This window comes from Streptomyces sp. NPDC048338 (assembly GCF_043201055.1).
Classification (GTDB): Bacteria; Actinomycetota; Actinomycetes; order Streptomycetales; family Streptomycetaceae; genus Streptomyces.
Map to the genome: position 1 here is coordinate 1 of NZ_JBICYQ010000023.1, position 19,158 is coordinate 19,158.

The following is a 19,158-nucleotide window of genomic DNA, read 5'->3' on the forward strand; positions in this document are numbered from 1 at the left end:
GGGGGGGGGGCCGGTGTCGACCCCCGGCACGGGCCCTTGGGCCCGCGTTTGGTATACGGCGTTAGCCTATCTAGGGGCCGGGGCCGGGGGCGGGGGGGGGGGGGCGGGCCCCCCCCCCCGCCCCCCGCTTCTCGCACGTCCGTGTCCGTACCGGGCGACCACCGAGCCCCTTCGGGCGAGGTGGAGCCTCAGGCGACGTTCACCCGCTGGCCGGGCGGCGCCGCTTCCAGCCAGGCCAGGAAACCGGTGAGGGCGTCCTCGCTCATGGCCAGCTCCAGCCGGGTGCCGCGGTGCATGCAGCCCTGGATCACGGCGTCGGAGAGGAGCGCGAGCTCCTCCTCGCCCTCGGGCATCCGGCGCTCCAGGACCTCGATCGCGGAGCGCTCCAGGATCCGGCGCGGGCGCGGCGCGTAGGAGAACACCCGGAACCAGGAGACCTGGTCCCCGCTGTAGCGCGCGACGCCGTAGACCCAGCCCTTGCCGGAGGGGTCCGGCTCCTCGGAAACGTTCCAGCGCAGCGAACAGTCGAAGGTGCCGCCGGCCCGCTGGATCAGTCTGCGGCGCAAACCGAAGACGAAGAGCCCGATCACCACCAGTGCGACGACCAGGCCGCCCAGGAGCAGAGCGAGGAACATCTTCACCGACCTCCTCGCTGCGTCCCGTGACCGGCTCCGCCGGCGTAACCGAATACGACCTGCATCTGCATCGCCTCAGCCGCGACACGGTCTGGAGAATTCCAGCCGTGCCGCGGCTGAGGGCACAACTCTCGGTGCGGTCCGCTAGTGGACCGCTACCGCACGCAACCGGACATCGGCGCGTCGCTCGGCGGCGGCGTCCGACTCCGACTTGGCGCGCTCCAGCGCGCGCTCGGCGCGCTGGGCGTCGATCTCGTCCGCCAGCTCGGCGATCTCCGCGAGCAGAGAAAGCTTGTCGTCGGCGAACGAGATGAATCCACCGTGCACGGCGGCGACGACGGTGTTGCCCTCGCTCGTACGGATGGTCACCGGGCCCGACTCCAGCACACCGAGCAGCGGCTGGTGGCCGGGCATGACGCCGATGTCGCCGGAGGTGGTACGCGCGATGACCAGGGTGGCCTCGCCGGACCAGACACTCCGGTCCGCGGCGACCAGCTCGACGTGCAGCTCAGCAGCCAAGGGTGGCTCCTCGGGTCACCACCCGGCGGTCGTGCCGGGTGTTGGGGTCAATTCTAAGGGGCGTGAAGAGGGGGACGGGACGAACCCGCCCCCCTCACGAGAGCACGGGGCTCAGGAGACGCCGAGCTCCTTGGCGTTGGCCTTGAGGTCCTCGATGCCACCGCACATGAAGAACGCCTGCTCGGGGAAGTGGTCGTACTCACCGTCGCAGATCGCGTTGAACGCGGCGATCGACTCGTCGAGCGGAACGTCCGAACCGTCCACACCGGTGAACTGCTTCGCCGCGTGGGTGTTCTGGGACAGGAAGCGCTCGACACGGCGGGCGCGGTGGACAACGAGCTTGTCCTCCTCGCTCAGCTCGTCGATACCGAGGATCGCGATGATGTCCTGGAGGTCCTTGTACTTCTGCAGGATTCCCTTGACGCGCGTGGCGGCGTCGTAGTGGTCCTGCGCGATGTAGCGCGGGTCCAGGATCCGGGACGTGGAGTCCAGCGGGTCCACGGCCGGGTAGATGCCCTTCTCGGAGATCGGACGGGAGAGAACCGTCGTCGCGTCGAGGTGGGCGAAGGTGGTGGCCGGAGCCGGGTCGGTCAGGTCGTCCGCGGGGACGTAGATCGCCTGCATCGAGGTGATCGAGTGACCACGGGTCGACGTGATGCGCTCCTGGAGGAGACCCATCTCGTCGGCCAGGTTCGGCTGGTAACCCACCGCGGAGGGCATGCGGCCGAGCAGGGTCGAGACCTCGGAGCCGGCCTGCGTGAAGCGGAAGATGTTGTCGATGAAGAACAGCACGTCCTGCTTCTGCACATCGCGGAAGTACTCCGCCATGGTCAGACCCGCGAGGGCCACGCGCAGACGGGTGCCCGGGGGCTCGTCCATCTGGCCGAAGACCAGGGCGGTCTTGTCCAGAACGCCGGCCTCTTCCATCTCGACCATGAGGTCGTTGCCCTCACGGGTGCGCTCGCCGACGCCCGCGAAGACGGAGACACCGTCGTGCAGCTTGGCCACACGGACGATCATCTCCTGGATCAGAACGGTCTTGCCGACACCGGCGCCACCGAACAGACCGATCTTTCCACCCTTGACGTACGGGGTGAGGAGGTCGACGACCTTCAGGCCGGTCTCGAACATCTCGGTCTTGGACTCGAGCTGGTCGAAGGCCGGGGCCTTGCGGTGGATCGTCCAGCGCGGGGCGTCCGCCACGGTGGAGGCGTCGTCGTTCAGCACCTGGCCGAGCGTGTTGAACACGCGACCCTTGGTGACGTCGCCGACGGGCACGGTGATGCCGGCGCCGGTGTCGACCACCGGGGCCTGGCGGACCAGACCGTCGGTGGGCTGCATCGAGATGGTGCGGACGAGGCCGTCACCGAGGTGCTGGGCGACCTCGAGGGTCAGCGTCTTGGTCGCGCCCTCCTCGGCCGGGTCCGGAACCTCGACGTTCAGCGCGTTGTAGATCTCCGGCATCGCGTCGACGGGGAACTCCACGTCGACGACCGGGCCGATGACCCGGGCGACGCGGCCCGTGGCGGCGGCCGTCTCAACAGTGGTCGTCATTACTTGTCACTCCCCGCGGTCGCGTCGGCCAGGGCTGCGGTGCCACCGACGATCTCGCTGATTTCCTGGGTGATTTCGGCCTGGCGGGCCGCGTTGGCAAGTCGGGAGAGGTTGTTGATCAAGTCTCCCGCGTTGTCGGTCGCCGACTTCATCGCACGACGCGTGGCGGCGTGCTTGGAGGCAGCCGACTGGAGCAGCGCGTTGTAGATCCGGCTCTCGACGTAGCGCGGCAGAAGGGCGTCGAGGACGTCCTCCGCCGACGGCTCGAAGTCGTACAGCGGACGGAGCGTGTCCTGCTCGCCCGCCTCCTTCGCCACCTCGTCGAGGCTGAGGGGCAGCAGCCGGGCCTCGACCGCCGTCTGCGTCATCATCGAGACGAACTCGGTGTAGACGATGTGGAGCTCGTCCACGCCGCCCTCGGCCGTGTCCTTCTCGATCGCCTCGATCAGCGGAGCCGCGATCGTCTTGGCGTCCGCGTACTCCGGCTGGTCCGTGAAACCGGTCCACGAGCCGGCCAGCTTGCGCTCGCGGAAGTTGTAGTGCGCGATGCCACGTCGGCCGACGACATAGATGTCGACCTGGCGGCCCTCGCCCTCCAGCTTCCTCGTCAGCGCTTCCGCCGCCTTGATGGCGTTGGAGTTGAAGGCACCGGCCAGACCACGGTCGCTCGAGAGGAGCAGGACCGCGGCGCGGGTCGGGTTCTCCGCCTCGGTGGTCAGCGGGTGCTTGTCGTTCGCACCCGTGGCGACCGCGGTGACCGCGCGGGTCAGCTCGGTCGCGTACGGGGTCGACGCCTGCACCTTGCGCTGCGCCTTGACGACGCGCGAGGCGGCGATCATCTCCATCGCCTTGGTGATCTTCTTCGTCGCGGTGACGGATTTGATGCGACGCTTGTAGACCCGGAGCTGCGCTCCCATGAGTCAGGTCCCTTCCGTCGTCACTTCGAGACGTTGACGGCAGCGGAAGCGTCGTCGCCCAGCAGCTTCCCGTCAGAGGTCTCGAACTGCTTCTTGAACTCCGCGATGGCGTCGGCCACGGACTGCAGGGTGTCGTCCGACAGCTTGCCGCCCTCACGGATGGAGCTCATGAGACCGGAGTGGCTCTGGCGCAGGTACGCCAGGAGCTCGGCCTCGAAGCGGCGGATGTCGGACACCGGGACGTCGTCCATCTTGCCGGTGGTGCCGGCCCAGACCGAGACGACCTGGTTCTCCGTGGGCATCGGCTGGTACTGAGCCTGCTTGAGCAGCTCGACCATCCGCTGGCCACGCTCCAGCTGCGCCTTCGACGCGGCGTCCAGGTCGGAACCGAAGGCGGCGAACGCCTCCAGCTCACGGAACTGGGCCAGGTCGACACGGAGGCGACCGGAGATCTGCTTCATCGCCTTGTGCTGGGCGGAGCCACCGACACGCGAGACCGAGATACCGACGTTCAGGGCCGGACGCTGGCCGGCGTTGAACAGGTCGGACTCCAGGAAGCACTGGCCGTCGGTGATGGAGATGACGTTGGTCGGGATGAACGCCGAGACGTCGTTGGCCTTCGTCTCGACGATCGGCAGACCGGTCATCGAGCCCGCGCCCATCTCGTCCGAGAGCTTCGCGCAGCGCTCGAGGAGGCGGGAGTGCAGGTAGAAGACGTCACCCGGGTAGGCCTCACGGCCCGGCGGGCGGCGCAGCAGCAGCGACACGGCGCGGTAGGCGTCGGCCTGCTTCGACAGGTCGTCGAAGACGATCAGGACGTGCTTGCCCTGGTACATCCAGTGCTGGCCGATGGCGGAGCCGGTGTACGGCGCCAGGTACTTGAAGCCGGCCGGGTCGGACGCCGGGGCGGCGACGATCGTCGTGTACTCGAGCGCACCGGCCTCCTCCAGCGCGCCGCGCACGGACGCGATGGTGGAGCCCTTCTGGCCGACGGCGACGTAGATGCAGCGGACCTGCTTGTTCACGTCGCCGGAGCGCCAGTTGTCACGCTGGTTGATGATCGTGTCGACGGCCAGCGCGGTCTTGCCGGTCTGACGGTCGCCGATGATCAGCTGACGCTGACCGCGGCCGACCGGGGTCATGGCGTCGACGGCCTTGTAGCCGGTCTCCATCGGCTCGTGGACCGACTTGCGCTGCATGACGCCGGGCGCCTGCAGCTCGAGGGCGCGGCGGCCCTCGGTCGCGATCTCGCCGAGGCCGTCGATCGGGTTGCCGAGCGGGTCGACAACGCGGCCGAGGTAGCCCTCGCCGACACCTACGGAGAGGACCTCACCGGTGCGCTGCACCGGCTGTCCCTCCTCGATACCGCTGAACTCGCCGAGGACGATCGCACCGATCTCGCGCTCCTCGAGGTTGAGGGCGAGACCGAGGGTGCCGTCCTCGAACTTCAGCAGCTCGTTCGCCATGGCGGAGGGCAGGCCCTCCACCTTCGCGATGCCGTCGCCGGCCAGGCTGACCGTTCCGACCTCCTCGCGCGAGGCCGCGTCCGGCTGGTACGACTGGACAAAGTTCTCCAGCGCGTCCCGGATCTCCTCCGGCCGGATCGTGAGCTCCGCCATCTGGGTTCCCTGCTCTCCTTGTTGGGCCCGAAGTTTCTTAGGGGTCTGGGGGCCGACCCCCAGGAATCTTCTGCAATCTCTGCACGGCCCAACCGGGCCGCTGGTCATGCTTGTTCTTTTGGTGGCTGCTGCCGTCAGCCGGCCAGTCGCCGGGTCGCCTCGTCGAGGCGCTCCGCGATGGTCCCGTTGATGACCTCGTCGCCGACCTGCACCGCGATCCCGCCGAGGACCGAGGGGTCCACGTCGAGGTTCAGGTGCATCTCGCGGCCGTACAGCTTGGCCAGGACGGCACCGAGGCGCTGCTTCTGCTGGTCGGACAGCGGCACCGCCGTGGTGACGACCGCGACCATCCGGTCCCGGCGCGCCGCGGCGAGCTTGGAGAGGGACTCGAGTCCCGCTTCCAGGCTACGTCCACGCGGCTGCGTCACGAGACGGACGACCAGACGCTCGGTGACCGGGTTGGCCTTGCCGCCGAGCAGGCTGCGCAGCAGCTCGCTCTTGGCGGACGCCGTGGCGGCCTTGTCCGTCAGCGCCGAGCGGAGCCCGGTGCTGGAGGAGACGATCCGGCCGAACCGGAACAGCTCGTCCTCGACGTCGTCGAGCGCGCCGGCCTGCTGCGCCGCGGTGAGGTCGGCGGTGTTCGCCAGCTCCTCGACCGAGTCGACCAGGTCACGCGACTGCGACCAGCGGGAACGCACCATGCCGGACACCAGGTCGACGGCCGGGCCGTCCACCTGACCGCCGAGCAGTCGCCCGGCGAGCTCGGCCTTGGCCTCGCCCGCCTGCGCCGGGTCGGTCAGGACCCGACGCAGCGACACCTCGCGGTGGAGCAGCGCGGTGACCGCGGCCAGCTCGCCCGCGAGCTTCGCGGCGTCGACCGAGGTGTTGTCGGTCAGCGCGTCGAGAGACTCCCGCGCGCCGGCCAGTGCCTCGCGGCTCGCTCCGTTCATCGGACGGCCTCGGCCTTCTCCTCGAGCTCGTCGAGGAAGCGGTCGATCGTGCGGCTCTGGCGGGCGTGGTCCTCGAGGGACTCACCGACCAGCTTGCCGGCCAGGTCGGTGGCGAGCTTGCCCACGTCCTGGCGCAGCGACGTCGCCGCGGCCTTGCGATCGGCCTCGATCTGCGTGTGGCCGGCCGCGATGATCTCCTCGCGCTGGCGCTGGCCTTCCGCCTTCATCTCCTGGATGATCGCGGTGCCCTGCTCCGTCGCCTCCTGGCGAAGACGCGCGGCCTCATGGCGGGCCTCGGCGAGCTGGGCCTTGTACTGCTCCAGCACACTCTGGGCCTCGATCTGGGCCGACTCGGCCTTCTCGATGCCACCCTCGATGGCCTCGCGACGCTCGTCCAGAACCTTGTTGATGTTCGGGAGGAGCTTCTTGGCGAGGAAGCCGAAGACGATGACGAAGGCGATCAGGCCGATGACGAGCTCGTCAAGATGCGGGATCAGAGGAGGCTGGGGCTCCTCCGCCTGCGCAAGAAGCAGAGCGTTCACATCAGTGCCTTCCGTAAAAAAGGTTCGGGCTGTCGGTCCGGCTTACTGGTAGACGAAGCCCATGACGATGCCGATGAGGGCGAGCGCCTCACAGAACGCGAAGCCCATGATCTGGTTGGTGCGGATCAGACCGGCAGCCTCGGGCTGGCGGGCGAGGGCCTGCGTACCGTTACCGAAGATGATGCCGACGCCGACGCCGGGGCCGATCGCGGCGAGGCCGTAGCCGATCGAGGCGACGTTGCCGACGACGTTCTCCTTGGCGCCGGCGGCGAGGTTGACCATGTCGAGAGCAGCGGACATGCCGTTACTTCCTTCTCTTTCAATGACCCGGTGGGGGTTGGCCACCGGACGACAGTTGGCTTGGGGGTGGTGCGGCGGGTCCGGTCGGGCTCAGTGGTGCTCGGCGAGCGCGCCCTGGACGTAGCTGCAGGCCAGGAGGACGAAGACGTACGCCTGGACGGCCTGGATGAAGAGCTCGAAGGCGGTCATCACGAGGACCATCACGAACGAGGCGCCGGCGTAGATGAAGCCCAGGCCGTTCATGAGGTACCAGGTGGCCAGCGAGAACATCACGATGAGCAGGTGACCGGCGAACATGTTCGCGAACAGTCGCACCGCGTGCGTGAAGGGCCGGATGAGGAGGTTCGAGAAGAACTCCAGGACGACGACCATCGGCAGGATCGCGCCGAGGGACTTGTCGTAGCCGACGATGTTCTTCCAGCCGCCGACGAAGCCGTGCTTCTTGAAGGTCAGCGAGACCCAGAGGACGTACACGATCAGCGCGAGACCGGCCGGGAAGGCGATCAGCGAGGTGACCGGGAACTGGGCGAGGGGAATGATCGACCAGAGGTTGAGCATCCACACGAAGAAGAACAGCGACACCATCAGCGGGACGTACTTCTCGCCGTCCTTCTTGCCGATGATCTCGTAGACGATGCCGCGGCGCACGAAGTCGTAACCGGCCTCGCCGACCATCTGCATCTTGCCGGGGATCAGCTTGGGCTTGTTGAAGGCGGCCCAGAAGAACCCGACGACCACGATCGAGCCCAGGATCGCGAGCAGCATGGGCTTCGTGAACTCGAAGCCGCCCCACGTGGCGATCGGCTCGTACATGAACGTGTGCAGGCCCGGCGCCGGGAAGCCGCATCCACTGAAGATGTGGCAATCCGGGTCGAAGGCAAGCGTCTGGTCAGCACTCACCGCGGGCTCCTTCAGCGTGGCGCATAGGTACGGCAACCTCGTTGTGTCGGCGCGGCACGCAGCCGCGGGTCGGCACTGGACTGGTCTTACGGATAGGGGGGCGGCGGTTCGGCGTCGAGCCTCGCGCTGGGACAGGCGTCAGCTCGGATGCCCGCGCCCGCAATGCCGCAGTTGGCATCGGACGATAGCAGGAAGCCGAAGGCGTCTTTATCCCGGCCCTACCCCTCACGACGACGACCCCGTCTTCTTGGGCTTGTCGCCGTTCGAGGAGTCGGGGTCGACGTAAAGGATCTTGGCCTTCATGTAGGCGCGGGCCTGTGCCGCGATCCACACGATGGTCACTGCGAGCAGCGTGAAGGCGAACGCCTTGAAGTCGAACCAGGTGGTGTTCTTCAGCAGGGCCATCAAAATGAACAGCAGCAGCAGCTGGGCCGTGTAGAGCATCAGCCCCATGGCCTGGAACAGGTGCGGGAGCGACTTCGCGGTCCTCTGGAGCACCACGAGCCCGATGCCCATGAAAGCGATGACCACGACGCAGCCGAGGACGGCGCCGAGCACCCCTTCGCCGCCGGCGACCACGCCGCTGATGACCGCGGCGATCGCGCCGGTGGCCGCAGCGGGAATGGCAGCTGACAGAAGGATGCGTGCGTCGTTGGACGGCATGGCGGTGTCTCCGCTTGCTTGGTGGGGGCAGTCGTGCAGGGGTGTCGTCGAGGACGAGCCTAGGCCCGGTCCGAGGTGTGTCTCGGGGCCAACAGACCGTCGCACTACGGTCTTTCGGCTCTGTCGCCGGGTCTCGTGAACCGTATCACAAACTATTTGAATAGGTCTTTACCCGTGGGTGTGCGGACTGTCACACATGAGAGGTACCCCGCGCGTGTGTGCGCGACGGGACGTCGAGTTGTCTGGTAATGCGCCCGTGCGGGGCATTCGTCAACTCGGCGTTCCGGCCTTCCGCCGGTCGGTGAAGCGCGACCGGTGGCCGATGGCGGTCGACCCGTTGACCCCGGCCGGCACCGGAATGCGCTCGGGGCGCTCCTCCAGAGGGCCCTGAGGGCTCCCAGCGGCCCCGGAGACGGCCGCGGAGGCGGCCTCCGGCTGGACGGGACGGGAGCGGCGGTACCGGGGCGGCACGAAGGACTCCGCCCATCTCGGCGCCCGCGGCGCGAAGCGCGGCAGCAGGAGCAGCACCAGACCGAGCGCGCTCATGAAGACGACCGTCAGCACGATCCACATCGACGTGGAGTGCACCGAGTACGCGAGCGTGCCGAAGGCGATCAGCGCCGACCAGAAGTACATGATCAGCACGGCCCGGCTGTGCGAGTGGCCGATCTCCAGCAGCCGGTGGTGCAGATGGCCGCGGTCGGCCGCGAACGGGGACTGCCCGTTCCAGGTGCGGCGCACGATCGCCAGCACCAGGTCGGCCATCGGGATCGCGATGATCGTGAGCGGCAGCAGCAGCGGGATGAAGACCGGCAGCGCGGCGTGGGTGGCCTCGCGGGTCGAGCCCTCGAACAGCCTCAGGGTGTCGGGGTCGACCTGCCCGGTGATCGAGATCGCCGACGCGGCCAGGATCAGGCCGATCAGCATCGAGCCGGAGTCGCCCATGAAGATCCGGGCCGGGTGCATGTTGTGCGGCAGGAAGCCCAGGCACATGCCCATCAGGATCGCGGCGAACAGCGTCGCGGGGGCGGCGGCCTCGATCATGTAGCCGTACCAGAGCCGGTAGGCGTACAGGAAGAACGCCGTCGCGGCGATGCAGACCATGCCGGCTGCCAGGCCGTCCAGACCGTCGACGAAGTTCACCGCGTTGATGGTGAGGACCACCAGGGCGACCGTCAGGAGCGTGCCCTGCCACTGGGTCAGCGCGACCGTGCCGACACCGGGGATCGGCAGCCACAGGATCGTCAGACCCTGCATGACCATCACGCCGGCCGAGATCATCTGCGCGCCCAGCTTGATCAGCGCGTCCAGTTCGAACTTGTCGTCGAGGACGCCGATCAGCCAGATCAGGGCGGCACCGGAGAGCAGCGCGCGAGGCTCGTTGGAGAGCTCGAAGACGCTGTTCAGGTTCTGCAGGTGGTCCGCCACCAGCAGTCCGGTGCACAGCCCGAAGAACATGGCGATGCCACCGAGCCGCGGAGTCGGTTCTCGGTGTACGTCGCGGGCACGGATCTCCGGCATCGCCCCGGTCGCAATGGCGAACTTCCGCACCGGACCGGTGAGCAGATAGGTCACCGCGGCCGTGACACAGAGCGTCAGCAGGTAATCACGCACGGGCTGCCCCACAGGAATCGCTGGCCATCTCAGCCCCACACCCTAGCCGGGCCGTCCCTGTGCTTGAGGACATCCGACCGGTGCGTACGGTTGCGCTGTGAGGCCCGTCACCCTCCATACGGGGGAAATCCACCCGTAAGGGAGCGGACTTCCGCGCGCACGCGGGCCGCCTCCGTGGCGTCCTCGCGCAGCGCGAGCGCGAACAGCGCGGCGATCCGGGCCATCTCCGGGGCGCCCATGCCCTGCGTGGTGACGGCGGCGGTGCCGAGGCGCAGTCCGCGACCGTCCCCGTACGGCAGGGCGCAGGTGTCGAGCACCACGCCGGCGGCGGCCAGCCGCATCCGCGCCGTGCGGCCGTCGACGCCCAGGGGCGAGGGGTCGGCGGTGATGAGGTGGGTGTCGGTTCCCCCGGTGGTGACGGCGAATCCCTCGGCGGCGAGCGCCGCGGCGAGCACCTGGGCGTGCGCGACCACCTGATGGGTGTACGTGGCGAAGGCGGGGGCGGCCGCCTCGCCGAAGGCGACCGCCTTGGCGGCGATGGTGTGCATCTGGGCACCGCCCTGGGTGAACGGGAAGACCGCCCGGTCGACCCGCTCGGCCAGATCGGCCCCGCACAGGACCATGCCGCCGCGGGGACCGCGCAGCACCTTGTGGGTGGTGGCGCAGACGACGTCGGCGTACGGGACGGGGCTGGGCGCCGCTCCCCCGGCGACCAGCCCGATCGGGTGGGCGGCGTCGGCGATGAGGTAGGCGCCGACCTCGTCGGCGATGTCGCGGAAGACCGCGTAGTCGATGTGGCGGGGGTAGGAGATCGAACCGCAGACGATCGCCTTGGGGCGGTGGTGGCGGGCCAGCGCGGCGACCTGCTCGTAGTCGATGAGCCCGGTCTCGGCGTCGACGCCGTAGGGCACGAAGTCGAACCAGCGCCCGGAGAAGTTCGCGGGCGAGCCGTGGGTGAGGTGGCCGCCGTGGGCGAGCCCCATGGCCAGCACGGTGTCCCCGGGCCGCAGCAGGGCGGCGTACGCGGCCAGGACCGCGGAGGAGCCGGAATGGGACTGGACGTTCGCGTGCTCGGCGCCGAAGAGGGACTTCGCCCGGTCGACGGCGATCCGCTCGGCGGCGTCGGCGTACTCGCAGCCGCCGTGGTGGCGGGCGCCGGGATATCCCTCGGCGTACTTGTTGGCGAGCGGGGAGCCGAGCGCGGCCAGGACCGCGGGCGAGGTGAAGTTCTCGGCGGCGATCAGCTGGAGGTCCTCGGTCTGCCGGCGCACCTCCCCGAGCAGCACGTCGGCGATCTCCGGGTCCTGCCGGCGCAGGACGTCGAGTTCCTCTTCGGGTGGAGCGGTGACCGGCATCTGTGGCTCCCGGCGTGGGCTGGGCTTCAGCTCCAATGTAGGCGGGTCGCCCCGGCTCCGCCCGCCGTTCACCCGCGGCTGGGCCGTCCGGCCCAAGCCGGCCGGCCGCTCCCCTCGTCCGCCGCTGCCGCCCCGCGCGGGGCGGCCGTCAGCGCCGTGCGGAGACGCCGGTCAGCGCCGTGACGACCGGGTCCAGCGCCTGGTTGATCTCGTCGCCGATCGAGCGGAAGAAGGTGATCGGGGCTCCGTACGGGTCGTTCACCTCGTCCGCCTCCAGGTTCGGGGCCAGGAGCCACCCGCGTAGAGCCGCGGCAGCACGGACCAGGGCGCGGGCGCGTTCGACCATGCCCTCGTCCCGCGGATCCGGGAGCGTCGCGGGGTCTATCGCGCGGACCAGCCGGGTGAACTCCTTCAGGGTGAAGGTGCGCAGGCCCGCCGAGTGCCCCATCGAGATGACCTGGGCCCGGTGGTCGCGGGTCGCCGTCAGCACGAGGTCCGCCCGGATGACGTGCTCGTCCAGCAGCTCGCGGCCCGTGAAACCGGTGGCGTCCGCGCCGAAGTCGGCGAGCACCAGCTCGGCGTTGGCCTCCATCGGAGCCCCTTCGTGGCCCCAGGTGCCCGCGCTCTCCACGATCAGGCCGCCGCCGCGCGGGTCGCCCAGGCGGTCGCACAGGGCATGCCGCGTCAGCCGCTCGGTGATCGGCGAGCGGCACACGTTGCCGGTACTGACGTGGAGGATGCGGAAGGAACTGCTCTCCGGCCCCGCTATGCCACGCCCCTCAGGGGCCGTCAACTGGCCACCTCGAGGTCGGGTACCACCTTGCGGAGCTCCTCCGGGGACAGCGCGCCCTCACGCAGCAGCACCGGGACCTTGCCGGTCACGTCGACGATGGAGGAGGGCACGATGCCGGGCGTCGGGCCGCCGTCCAGGTAGACGGACACGGAGTCGCCGAGCATGCCCTGCGCCGCGTCGCAGTCCTCCGGAGAGGGGTGTCCCGTCAGGTTCGCCGAGGACACGGCCATCGGACCGACCTCGGTCAGCAGCTCGATCGCGACGGGGTGCAGCGGCATCCGGATCGCGACGGTCCCCCGGGTGTCGCCGAGGTCCCACTGGAGCGACGGCTGGTGACGCGCGACGAGGGTCAGCGCGCCCGGCCAGAACGCGTCGACGAGCTCCCACGCCTGCTCGGAGAAGTCCGTGACGAGCCCGTGCAGCGTGTTCGGGGAACCGATCAGCACCGGCGTGGGCATGTTGCGGCCCCGGCCCTTGGCCGCCAGCAGGTCCGCGACGGCCTCCGAGCTGAAGGCGTCCGCGCCGATCCCGTAGACGGTGTCGGTGGGCAGCACGACCAGCTCGCCGCGGCGGACGGCGGACGCGGCCTCGCGCAGACCCGTCACGCGGTCGGTCGCCTCGTTGCAGTCGTATCGCCGAGCCATTTAGCGGGCCTCCCAGTTCGTGGTCACTACGGGGTCTCTCGGGCAGGGGGACATCATGGCGTCGCCTTGCGGGCGGTCGCGAAGCGCGGCCGGTTGTTCAGGTCGGGGTGGTCGGCGGCGTCCGCCCAGCCGGCCTCCTCGTTGAAGATCCACGGCACCTGGCCGCCCTGCGTGTCCGCGTGCTCGATGACCACGAGACCCCCCGGGCGCAGCAGCCGGTGCGCGGTGCGCTCGATGCCCCGGATGGTGTCGAGACCGTCCTCGCCGGAGAACAACGCCATCTGCGGATCGTGGTCACGGGCCTCGGGCGCCACGTACTCCCACTCGGTGAGCGGGATGTACGGCGGGTTGGAGATGACGAGGTCGACCTGGCCGTCGAGCTCCGGCAGGGCACTCAGCGCGTCGCCCTGGTGGACGGTGACCCGGGAGCCCTCGGCGTTCTTCCGGGTCCACACCAGGGCGTCGTCGGACAGCTCCACGGCGTGCACGCGGGACCGCGGCACCTCCTGCGCCATGGCGAGCGCGATCGCGCCCGAGCCGGTGCACAGGTCGACGATCAGCGGCTCGACCACGTCCATGGCGCGCACGGCGTCTATGGCCCAGCCGACGACCGACTCCGTCTCCGGACGGGGCACGAAGACGCCGGGCCCCACCTGGAGCTCCAGGAAGCGGAAGAACGCCCGTCCGGTGATGTGCTGGAGCGGCTCACGCGCCTCGCGACGGGCGATCGTCTCCCAGTAGCGGGCGTCGAAGTCGGCGTCCTTGACGTTGTGCAGTTCCCCCCGCTTCACGCCGTGCACGAACGCGGCGAGCTCCTCCGCGTCGAAACGCGGTGAGGGCACGCCGGCGTCGGCCAGCCGCTGGGTGGCCTGGGCCACCTCGGCAAGCAGCAGGTTCACGCTGGTCCTCCGTGGTGCGGGGTGGGGCTGACGGGCTCGTGCGCTCAGGCCGCGGCGAGCTTGGCGGCCGAGTCGGCGTCGACGCAGGCCTGGATCATCGGGTCCAGGTCGCCGTCGAGCACCTGGTCCAAGTTGTACGCCTTGAAGCCGACGCGGTGGTCCGAGATGCGGTTTTCCGGGAAGTTGTACGTCCGGATCTTCTCGGAGCGGTCGACGGTGCGGACCTGGCTGCGGCGGGCGTCCGCGGCCTTGGACTCGGCCTCCTCCTGGGCCGCGGCGAGCAGCCTGGAGCGGAGGATACGCATGGCCTGCTCCTTGTTCTGGAGCTGGCTCTTCTCGTTCTGGCAGGAGGCCACGATGCCGGTCGGCAGGTGCGTGATGCGCACCGCGGAGTCGGTCGTGTTGACGGACTGGCCGCCGGGGCCGGACGAGCGGTAGACGTCGATCCGCAGGTCGTTCTGGTGGATCTCGACGTCGATCTCCTCGGCCTCGGGGGTCACGAGGACACCGGCCGCGGAGGTGTGGATCCGCCCGGCGGACTCCGTGGCGGGCACGCGCTGGACGCGGTGCACCCCGCCCTCGTACTTCAGCCGCGCCCAGACGCCCTGGCCGGGCTCGGTCGCGCCGTTGCCGCCCTTGGTCTTCACGGCGACCTGGACGTCCTTGTAGCCGCCGAGCTCGGACTCGGTCGAGTCGATGATCTCGGTCTTCCAGCCGACGCGCTCGGCGTAGCGCAGGTACATCCGCAGCAGGTCGCCGGCGAACAGGGCGGACTCGTCGCCGCCCGCGCCGGCCTTGATCTCGAGGATGACGTCCTTGTCGTCGCTGGGGTCGCGCGGGACGAGCAGCAGACGCAGCTTGTCGGTCAGCTCCTCGCGCTGCTTCTCCAGCTCCTTGACCTCGGCGGCGAAGTCGGGGTCGTCGGCGGCCAGCTCCTTGGCCGTCTCGATGTCCTCGGCCGACTGCTTCCACGCCTTGAAGGTGCCGATGATCGGGGTCAGCTCCGCGTAACGCTTGTTGAGCTTGCGCGCGTTCGCCTGGTCGGAGTGGACCGAAGGGTCGGCGAGCTTCTTCTCGAGGTCGGCGTGCTCGCCGACCAGGTCCTCGACCGCTTCGAACATCGGGTGCTCCTGGGGTGGATTCGTGAGGGGGGCTGCGGGAAAACCTGCGGGGACGGCAAAGCGCCGGTCCGGTCCCCCCGTACGGGAGCGACCAAGGACCGGCGCAGTGACGTGCTACTTCTTGGCCGCACCCTTGCCGAAGCGGGCCTCGAAGCGGGCGACGCGGCCGCCGGTGTCGAGGATCTTCTGCTTGCCCGTGTAGAACGGGTGGCACTCGGAGCAGACCTCGGCACGGATGGTGCCGTCGGTCAGCGTGCTACGGGTGGTGAACGACGCGCCACAGGTGCAGCTGACCTGGGTCTCGACGTACTCGGGGTGGATCTCGCGCTTCAAGGTGTCTCCTAGTTTCGGGAGGGCGCCGGGTCGCCGTGCGGGATGCACATGCGTGAACCGGGGCCGACGTACCAGTCTGCCAGGACCGGCCGTATCTCCCAAAACCGGGTCCGGTGCGAAACTATTCCGGCCACGGCCGGAGCGTCGCCGCGACCGGGTCCCGGAGCGGATCGGGGGCAGCACGGGGCGGGGCGGGAGCGGTGCGGGGCGGCCCGGTGCGGTGCGGGGCGCGGGTGCGACGGCTACCGGACGACGCCCTCGGCCTTGCCGGTGGCCGCGTCCTCGGTCGCCGAGGCGGGGATCGGGCGGTCCGCCTTGAGCGCCTTCCAGACCTGGTCGGCCTCGGCCTGCAGGGGCACCACCCGGTTCGGGTCGGCGGGGTCGTACTCGACCGGCATGGTCACCATGTCGACGTCGTCCGCGCCGATCTTGCCGAGGCCGCGGGCGAAGCCGAGGAGCTCGTCGACCGAGTCGAGCTCGGAGTCCGGGGTGATCGCCTTGGTGGCGGTGTCGGCGAGGCCGAGGAGCTTCTGCGGGCTGCTCAGCACGCCGACGTCCTTGACCTGCGCGATGAAGGCCTTGATGAAGGCCTGCTGGAGCTGTATGCGGCCGAGGTCGCTGCCGTCGCCGACGCTCTTGCGGGTGCGGACCAGGCCGAGGGACTGCTCGCCGTCGAGCGTGTGGGTGCCCGGGGCGAGGTCGAGGTGGCTCTTGGCGTCCTTGATGGGGACCGTGGTGGTGACGTCGACACCGCCGAGCTTGTCGATGAGCTTCTTGAAGCCGCTGAAGTCGACCTCGATGTAGTGGTCCATGCGGATGCCGGACATCGACTCGACGGTCTTGACGGCACAGGCCGGGCCGCCGACCTCGTACGCGGTGTTGAACATCGCCCGGCCGTCGCCGGGGACGGTGCCGCCCCCTTCGTCGGTGCACTTCGGGCGGTCGACGAGGGTGTCGCGCGGGATCGAGACGACGCTCGCCTTCCGGTGGCCCTCGTAGACGTGCACGACCATCGCCGTGTCGGAGCGGGCGCCGCCCTCGTCCCTGCCGTACGCGCCGTTGTCGCCGGAGCGGGAGTCGGAGCCGAGGACGAGGATGTCCATCGATCCGTTGTCGACGTTCTCGGGGCGGTCGGCGCCGAGCCGGGTGTTGATGTCGACGCCCTTCAGGTTGCCGTTGAGCTTGAGGTACGTGTACCCGAGCCCGGACCCCCCGACCACGACGAGCACGGCGGCGCCCCAGGCGGCGACGATCGCCGCGCGCCTGCCGCGGGTGAGCGGCTTCCGGCGGCGGCCGCCGGTGCCACGTATGCGGGCGTTCCTGGACTGCTCGGTCATCATCTACCTCAGGTCTATGGTTCACCTTCTGTGACGGCGAAGCACCCGAAAGGGTTGCATAGTCCTCTGTGAGGTTTCGATGAGTGAAGAAGCGCGACGGTCCGCAACGCACGATGCCCACCGTGCCAGGCACGGTGGGCATCGTGTTCTTTGCGCAGGTCGCGGCGGGGATCACGGGCCCGGAGGCCGGATCACCGCCGCGTGACGGAGATCTCGTCAGTCGTTGTTGCCTGCCGACGGGGTCGTCTTCTGGATCTGCAGCAGGAACTCGCCGTTCGACTTCGTCTGCTTCATCTTGTCGAGCAGCAGCTCGATCGCCTGCTGCTGGTCGAGCGCGTGCAGCACGCGACGCAGCTTCCAGGTGACGGCGAGCTCGTCGCTGCCGAGCAGGATCTCCTCCTTGCGGGTACCGGACGCGTCGACGTCCACCGCCGGGAAGATGCGCTTGTCGGCGAGCTTCCGGTCGAGCTTGAGCTCCATGTTGCCGGTGCCCTTGAACTCCTCGAAGATCACCTCGTCCATGCGCGAGCCGGTGTCGACCAGCGCGGTGGCCAGGATGGTCAGCGAGCCGCCGTCCTCGATGTTGCGCGCGGCACCGAAGAAGCGCTTCGGCGGGTAGAGCGCGGTCGAGTCGACACCACCGGACAGGATGCGGCCGGAGGCCGGGGCGGCGAGGTTGTACGCGCGGCCCAGGCGGGTGATCGAGTCGAGCAGGACGACCACGTCGTGACCCAGCTCCACGAGACGCTTGGCGCGCTCGATGGCCAGCTCGGCGACCGTGGTGTGGTCCTCGGCCGGACGGTCGAAGGTCGAGGAGATGACCTCGCCCTTGACCGACCGCTGCATGTCGGTGACCTCTTCCGGACGCTCGTCGACCAGGACGACCATCAGGTGGCACTCGGGGTTGTTCGTGGTGATCGCGTTGGCGATCGCCTGCATGATCATGGTCTTGCCGGTCTTCGGCGGGGCCACGATCAGGCCTCGCTGGCCCTTGCCGATCGGCGACACGAGGTCGATGATCCGCGTGGTCAGCACACCCGGGTCGGTCTCCAGACGGAGGCGGTCCTGCGGGTAGAGCGGGGTCAGCTTGTTGAACTCCGGGCGGCCACGGCCGGAATCGGCGGCCATGCCGTTCGCGGAGTCCAGACGGACCAGCGCGTTGAACTTCTCGCGGCGCTCGCCCTCCTTCGGCTGACGCACGGCGCCGGTGACGTGGTCACCCTTGCGCAGGCCGTTCTTGCGGACCTGGGCGAGGGAGACGTACACGTCGTTCGGGCCGGGCAGGTAGCCGGAGGTCCGGATGAACGCGTAGTTGTCGAGGATGTCCAGGATGCCCGCGACGGGGATCAGGACGTCGTCCTCGTTGACCTGGACCTCGGGGCCGCCGAAGTCCTCGCGGCCACGACGGCCACGACGGTCGCGGTAGCGCCCGCGACGGCCACGACGGCCGCTCTCGTCGTCGAAGTCGTCCTGCGGGCCGCTCTGCTGACCCTGCGGGCCGCCCTGGCGCTGCTGACGCTGGCCGCCCTGGCCACCGCCCTGCTGGTCGTCGCCACGGCCGCGGTCACGGCGGTCGCGCTGGCGGTCGCCGCGCTCCCCGCGCTCGCCGCGGTCACGGCGCTCGCCGCGGTCACGACGGCCACGGCCCTCGGCGCCGTCGACGGCGGCCTCGGCCTTGCCGTCACCGGACGCGTCGGTACGGGTCTCGGTCCGCGTCTCGCCCTTGGCGGCCTGGGCGGTCTCCGCCTTGGCCTCGCCCTCCGGCGCGCCGGCCGGGGCGGTGGCGCGGCGGCGACGACGCTCGCCGGCCGGCTGGTCGTCGCTGGCGGGCTGACCGGGGATGTCGATCTGCTGCTGGGCGACGGCCTTCTCGGCCTTCTCCGCCTTGGGGGCGGCGCTCTCCGGCGCGGCCTCGACCGTGCGGGCCTTGGAGGTGGTGCGGCGCTTCGGCTTGCTCTCGGCCGTCTCGGCGGAGGTGGCCTTGGCCGGGGCGGAGCCTCCGGCCTGCGCCTCCTTGATGACCTCGATCAGCTGGCTCTTGCGCATCCGCGCAGTGCCCCTGATGCCGAGGCCGGACGCGACCTGCTGCAGCTCGGCCAGGACCATGCCCTCAAGGCCGGTGCCGGAGCGGCGGCGCCGTGCGGTGGTGCCGGTGGCAGCACCTGCGGCGGGCGCGGTGGCGTCGACAGTGTTGTCGGCAGTCACGCCCATCAGATCGGTGGTGTCGCTCACGAAGGGTCCTTCCCTGGAGCGGACGTCGGCCATCTGGCTCGGCGACCGGTTGTGCTGTCCGACGGCGATCCTGCTTGTGGACCGTGTCGGGGCGGTGGTCCCGCCGGGTGCGGCGGAAGAGAAAAAACGTGCTGTGGGTCCGGCCCGAGGCCCCCTGCTCGGCCCTCACCGTGGGAGAGCGAGGGGTGTCGTGCCGGTTCCGGAGCGTGCTCAAAACTGCTCAGGCAGGCT

Annotated in this window: 19 protein-coding genes; all 19 read right to left on the reverse strand. The window is 69.7% G+C overall.

The genetic code is table 11. The annotated features are described in order from the left end of the window. Positions 1–188: 188 nt before the first annotated feature. The 19 genes from ACGFZF_RS36325 to rho all read right to left on the reverse strand — a co-directional run bounded on the left by ACGFZF_RS36325 (position 189) and on the right by rho (position 18,927). A complete protein-coding gene (locus ACGFZF_RS36325; RefSeq protein ID WP_393561425.1) occupies positions 189–635 on the reverse strand; it encodes a DUF2550 domain-containing protein in 447 nt (148 codons plus the stop codon). 144 nt (positions 636–779) lie between these two features. Then, the gene (locus ACGFZF_RS36330; protein WP_147981248.1) at positions 780–1,154 is read right to left on the reverse strand and encodes a F0F1 ATP synthase subunit epsilon; all 375 of its coding nucleotides are present in this window, start codon (positions 1,152–1,154) and stop codon (positions 780–782) included. Between the two features lie 111 nt (positions 1,155–1,265). Further along, the gene (gene atpD, locus ACGFZF_RS36335) at positions 1,266–2,708 is read right to left on the reverse strand and encodes a F0F1 ATP synthase subunit beta (protein WP_393561428.1); all 1,443 of its coding nucleotides are present in this window, start codon (positions 2,706–2,708) and stop codon (positions 1,266–1,268) included. Then, the gene (locus tag ACGFZF_RS36340) at positions 2,708–3,625 is read right to left on the reverse strand and encodes a F0F1 ATP synthase subunit gamma (protein ID WP_147981246.1); all 918 of its coding nucleotides are present in this window, start codon (positions 3,623–3,625) and stop codon (positions 2,708–2,710) included. Before ACGFZF_RS36340 ends, atpD begins: the two co-directional genes overlap by 1 nt. 20 nt (positions 3,626–3,645) lie before the next feature. Next, complete coding sequence (gene atpA, locus ACGFZF_RS36345; RefSeq protein WP_147981245.1) at positions 3,646–5,244, reverse strand: F0F1 ATP synthase subunit alpha; 1,599 nt, start codon at positions 5,242–5,244, stop codon at positions 3,646–3,648. A 134-nt stretch (positions 5,245–5,378) separates the two neighbouring features. After that, a complete protein-coding gene (locus tag ACGFZF_RS36350) occupies positions 5,379–6,194 on the reverse strand; it encodes a F0F1 ATP synthase subunit delta (protein WP_393561431.1) in 816 nt (271 codons plus the stop codon). Beyond that, a complete protein-coding gene (locus ACGFZF_RS36355) occupies positions 6,191–6,736 on the reverse strand; it encodes a F0F1 ATP synthase subunit B (protein ID WP_147981243.1) in 546 nt (181 codons plus the stop codon). The genes ACGFZF_RS36350 and ACGFZF_RS36355 overlap by 4 nt, the downstream gene beginning before the upstream one ends. Positions 6,737–6,778: 42 nt before the next feature. Further along, positions 6,779–7,036 carry an ATP synthase F0 subunit C gene (gene atpE / locus ACGFZF_RS36360; RefSeq protein ID WP_093874070.1) on the reverse strand — a complete coding sequence of 86 codons (258 nt, stop codon included), beginning with the start codon at positions 7,034–7,036 and terminating at the stop codon, positions 6,779–6,781. 90 nt (positions 7,037–7,126) lie between these two features. Beyond that, positions 7,127–7,936 (reverse strand): F0F1 ATP synthase subunit A, encoded by an 810-nt coding sequence (atpB, locus tag ACGFZF_RS36365; protein WP_356607742.1) that lies wholly within the window; start codon positions 7,934–7,936, stop codon positions 7,127–7,129. Positions 7,937–8,161: 225 nt separating this feature from the next. Further along, a complete protein-coding gene (locus ACGFZF_RS36370) occupies positions 8,162–8,599 on the reverse strand; it encodes a hypothetical protein (protein ID WP_393561434.1) in 438 nt (145 codons plus the stop codon). A 270-nt stretch (positions 8,600–8,869) separates the two neighbouring features. Next, a complete protein-coding gene (locus tag ACGFZF_RS36375) occupies positions 8,870–10,213 on the reverse strand; it encodes an MraY family glycosyltransferase (protein ID WP_393561436.1) in 1,344 nt (447 codons plus the stop codon). 107 nt (positions 10,214–10,320) lie between these two features. Further along, entirely contained in the window at positions 10,321–11,568 is a 1,248-nt protein-coding gene (gene glyA, locus ACGFZF_RS36380; protein ID WP_393561439.1) for a serine hydroxymethyltransferase, read from the reverse strand. Positions 11,569–11,716: 148 nt separating this feature from the next. Then, the gene (locus ACGFZF_RS36385) at positions 11,717–12,361 is read right to left on the reverse strand and encodes a protein-tyrosine-phosphatase (protein WP_393561441.1); all 645 of its coding nucleotides are present in this window, start codon (positions 12,359–12,361) and stop codon (positions 11,717–11,719) included. Beyond that, complete coding sequence (locus tag ACGFZF_RS36390) at positions 12,358–13,005, reverse strand: L-threonylcarbamoyladenylate synthase (RefSeq protein ID WP_147981236.1); 648 nt, start codon at positions 13,003–13,005, stop codon at positions 12,358–12,360. The genes ACGFZF_RS36385 and ACGFZF_RS36390 overlap by 4 nt, the downstream gene beginning before the upstream one ends. 53 nt (positions 13,006–13,058) lie before the next feature. After that, entirely contained in the window at positions 13,059–13,904 is an 846-nt protein-coding gene (gene prmC / locus ACGFZF_RS36395) for a peptide chain release factor N(5)-glutamine methyltransferase (RefSeq protein WP_393561443.1), read from the reverse strand. 44 nt (positions 13,905–13,948) lie between these two features. Beyond that, on the reverse strand, positions 13,949–15,025 hold the full coding sequence (prfA, locus tag ACGFZF_RS36400; protein WP_356779492.1) for a peptide chain release factor 1: 1,077 nt from the start codon (positions 15,023–15,025) through the stop codon (positions 13,949–13,951). A 114-nt stretch (positions 15,026–15,139) separates the two neighbouring features. Next, positions 15,140–15,358, reverse strand: a complete 219-nt coding sequence (gene rpmE, locus ACGFZF_RS36405; protein ID WP_147981233.1) for a 50S ribosomal protein L31 — start codon at positions 15,356–15,358, stop codon at positions 15,140–15,142. A 242-nt stretch (positions 15,359–15,600) separates the two neighbouring features. Continuing rightward, complete coding sequence (locus ACGFZF_RS36410) at positions 15,601–16,695, reverse strand: LCP family protein (protein WP_393561519.1); 1,095 nt, start codon at positions 16,693–16,695, stop codon at positions 15,601–15,603. 216 nt (positions 16,696–16,911) lie between these two features. Continuing rightward, entirely contained in the window at positions 16,912–18,927 is a 2,016-nt protein-coding gene (rho, locus tag ACGFZF_RS36415) for a transcription termination factor Rho (protein ID WP_393561446.1), read from the reverse strand. Between the last annotated feature and the right edge of the window lie 231 nt (positions 18,928–19,158).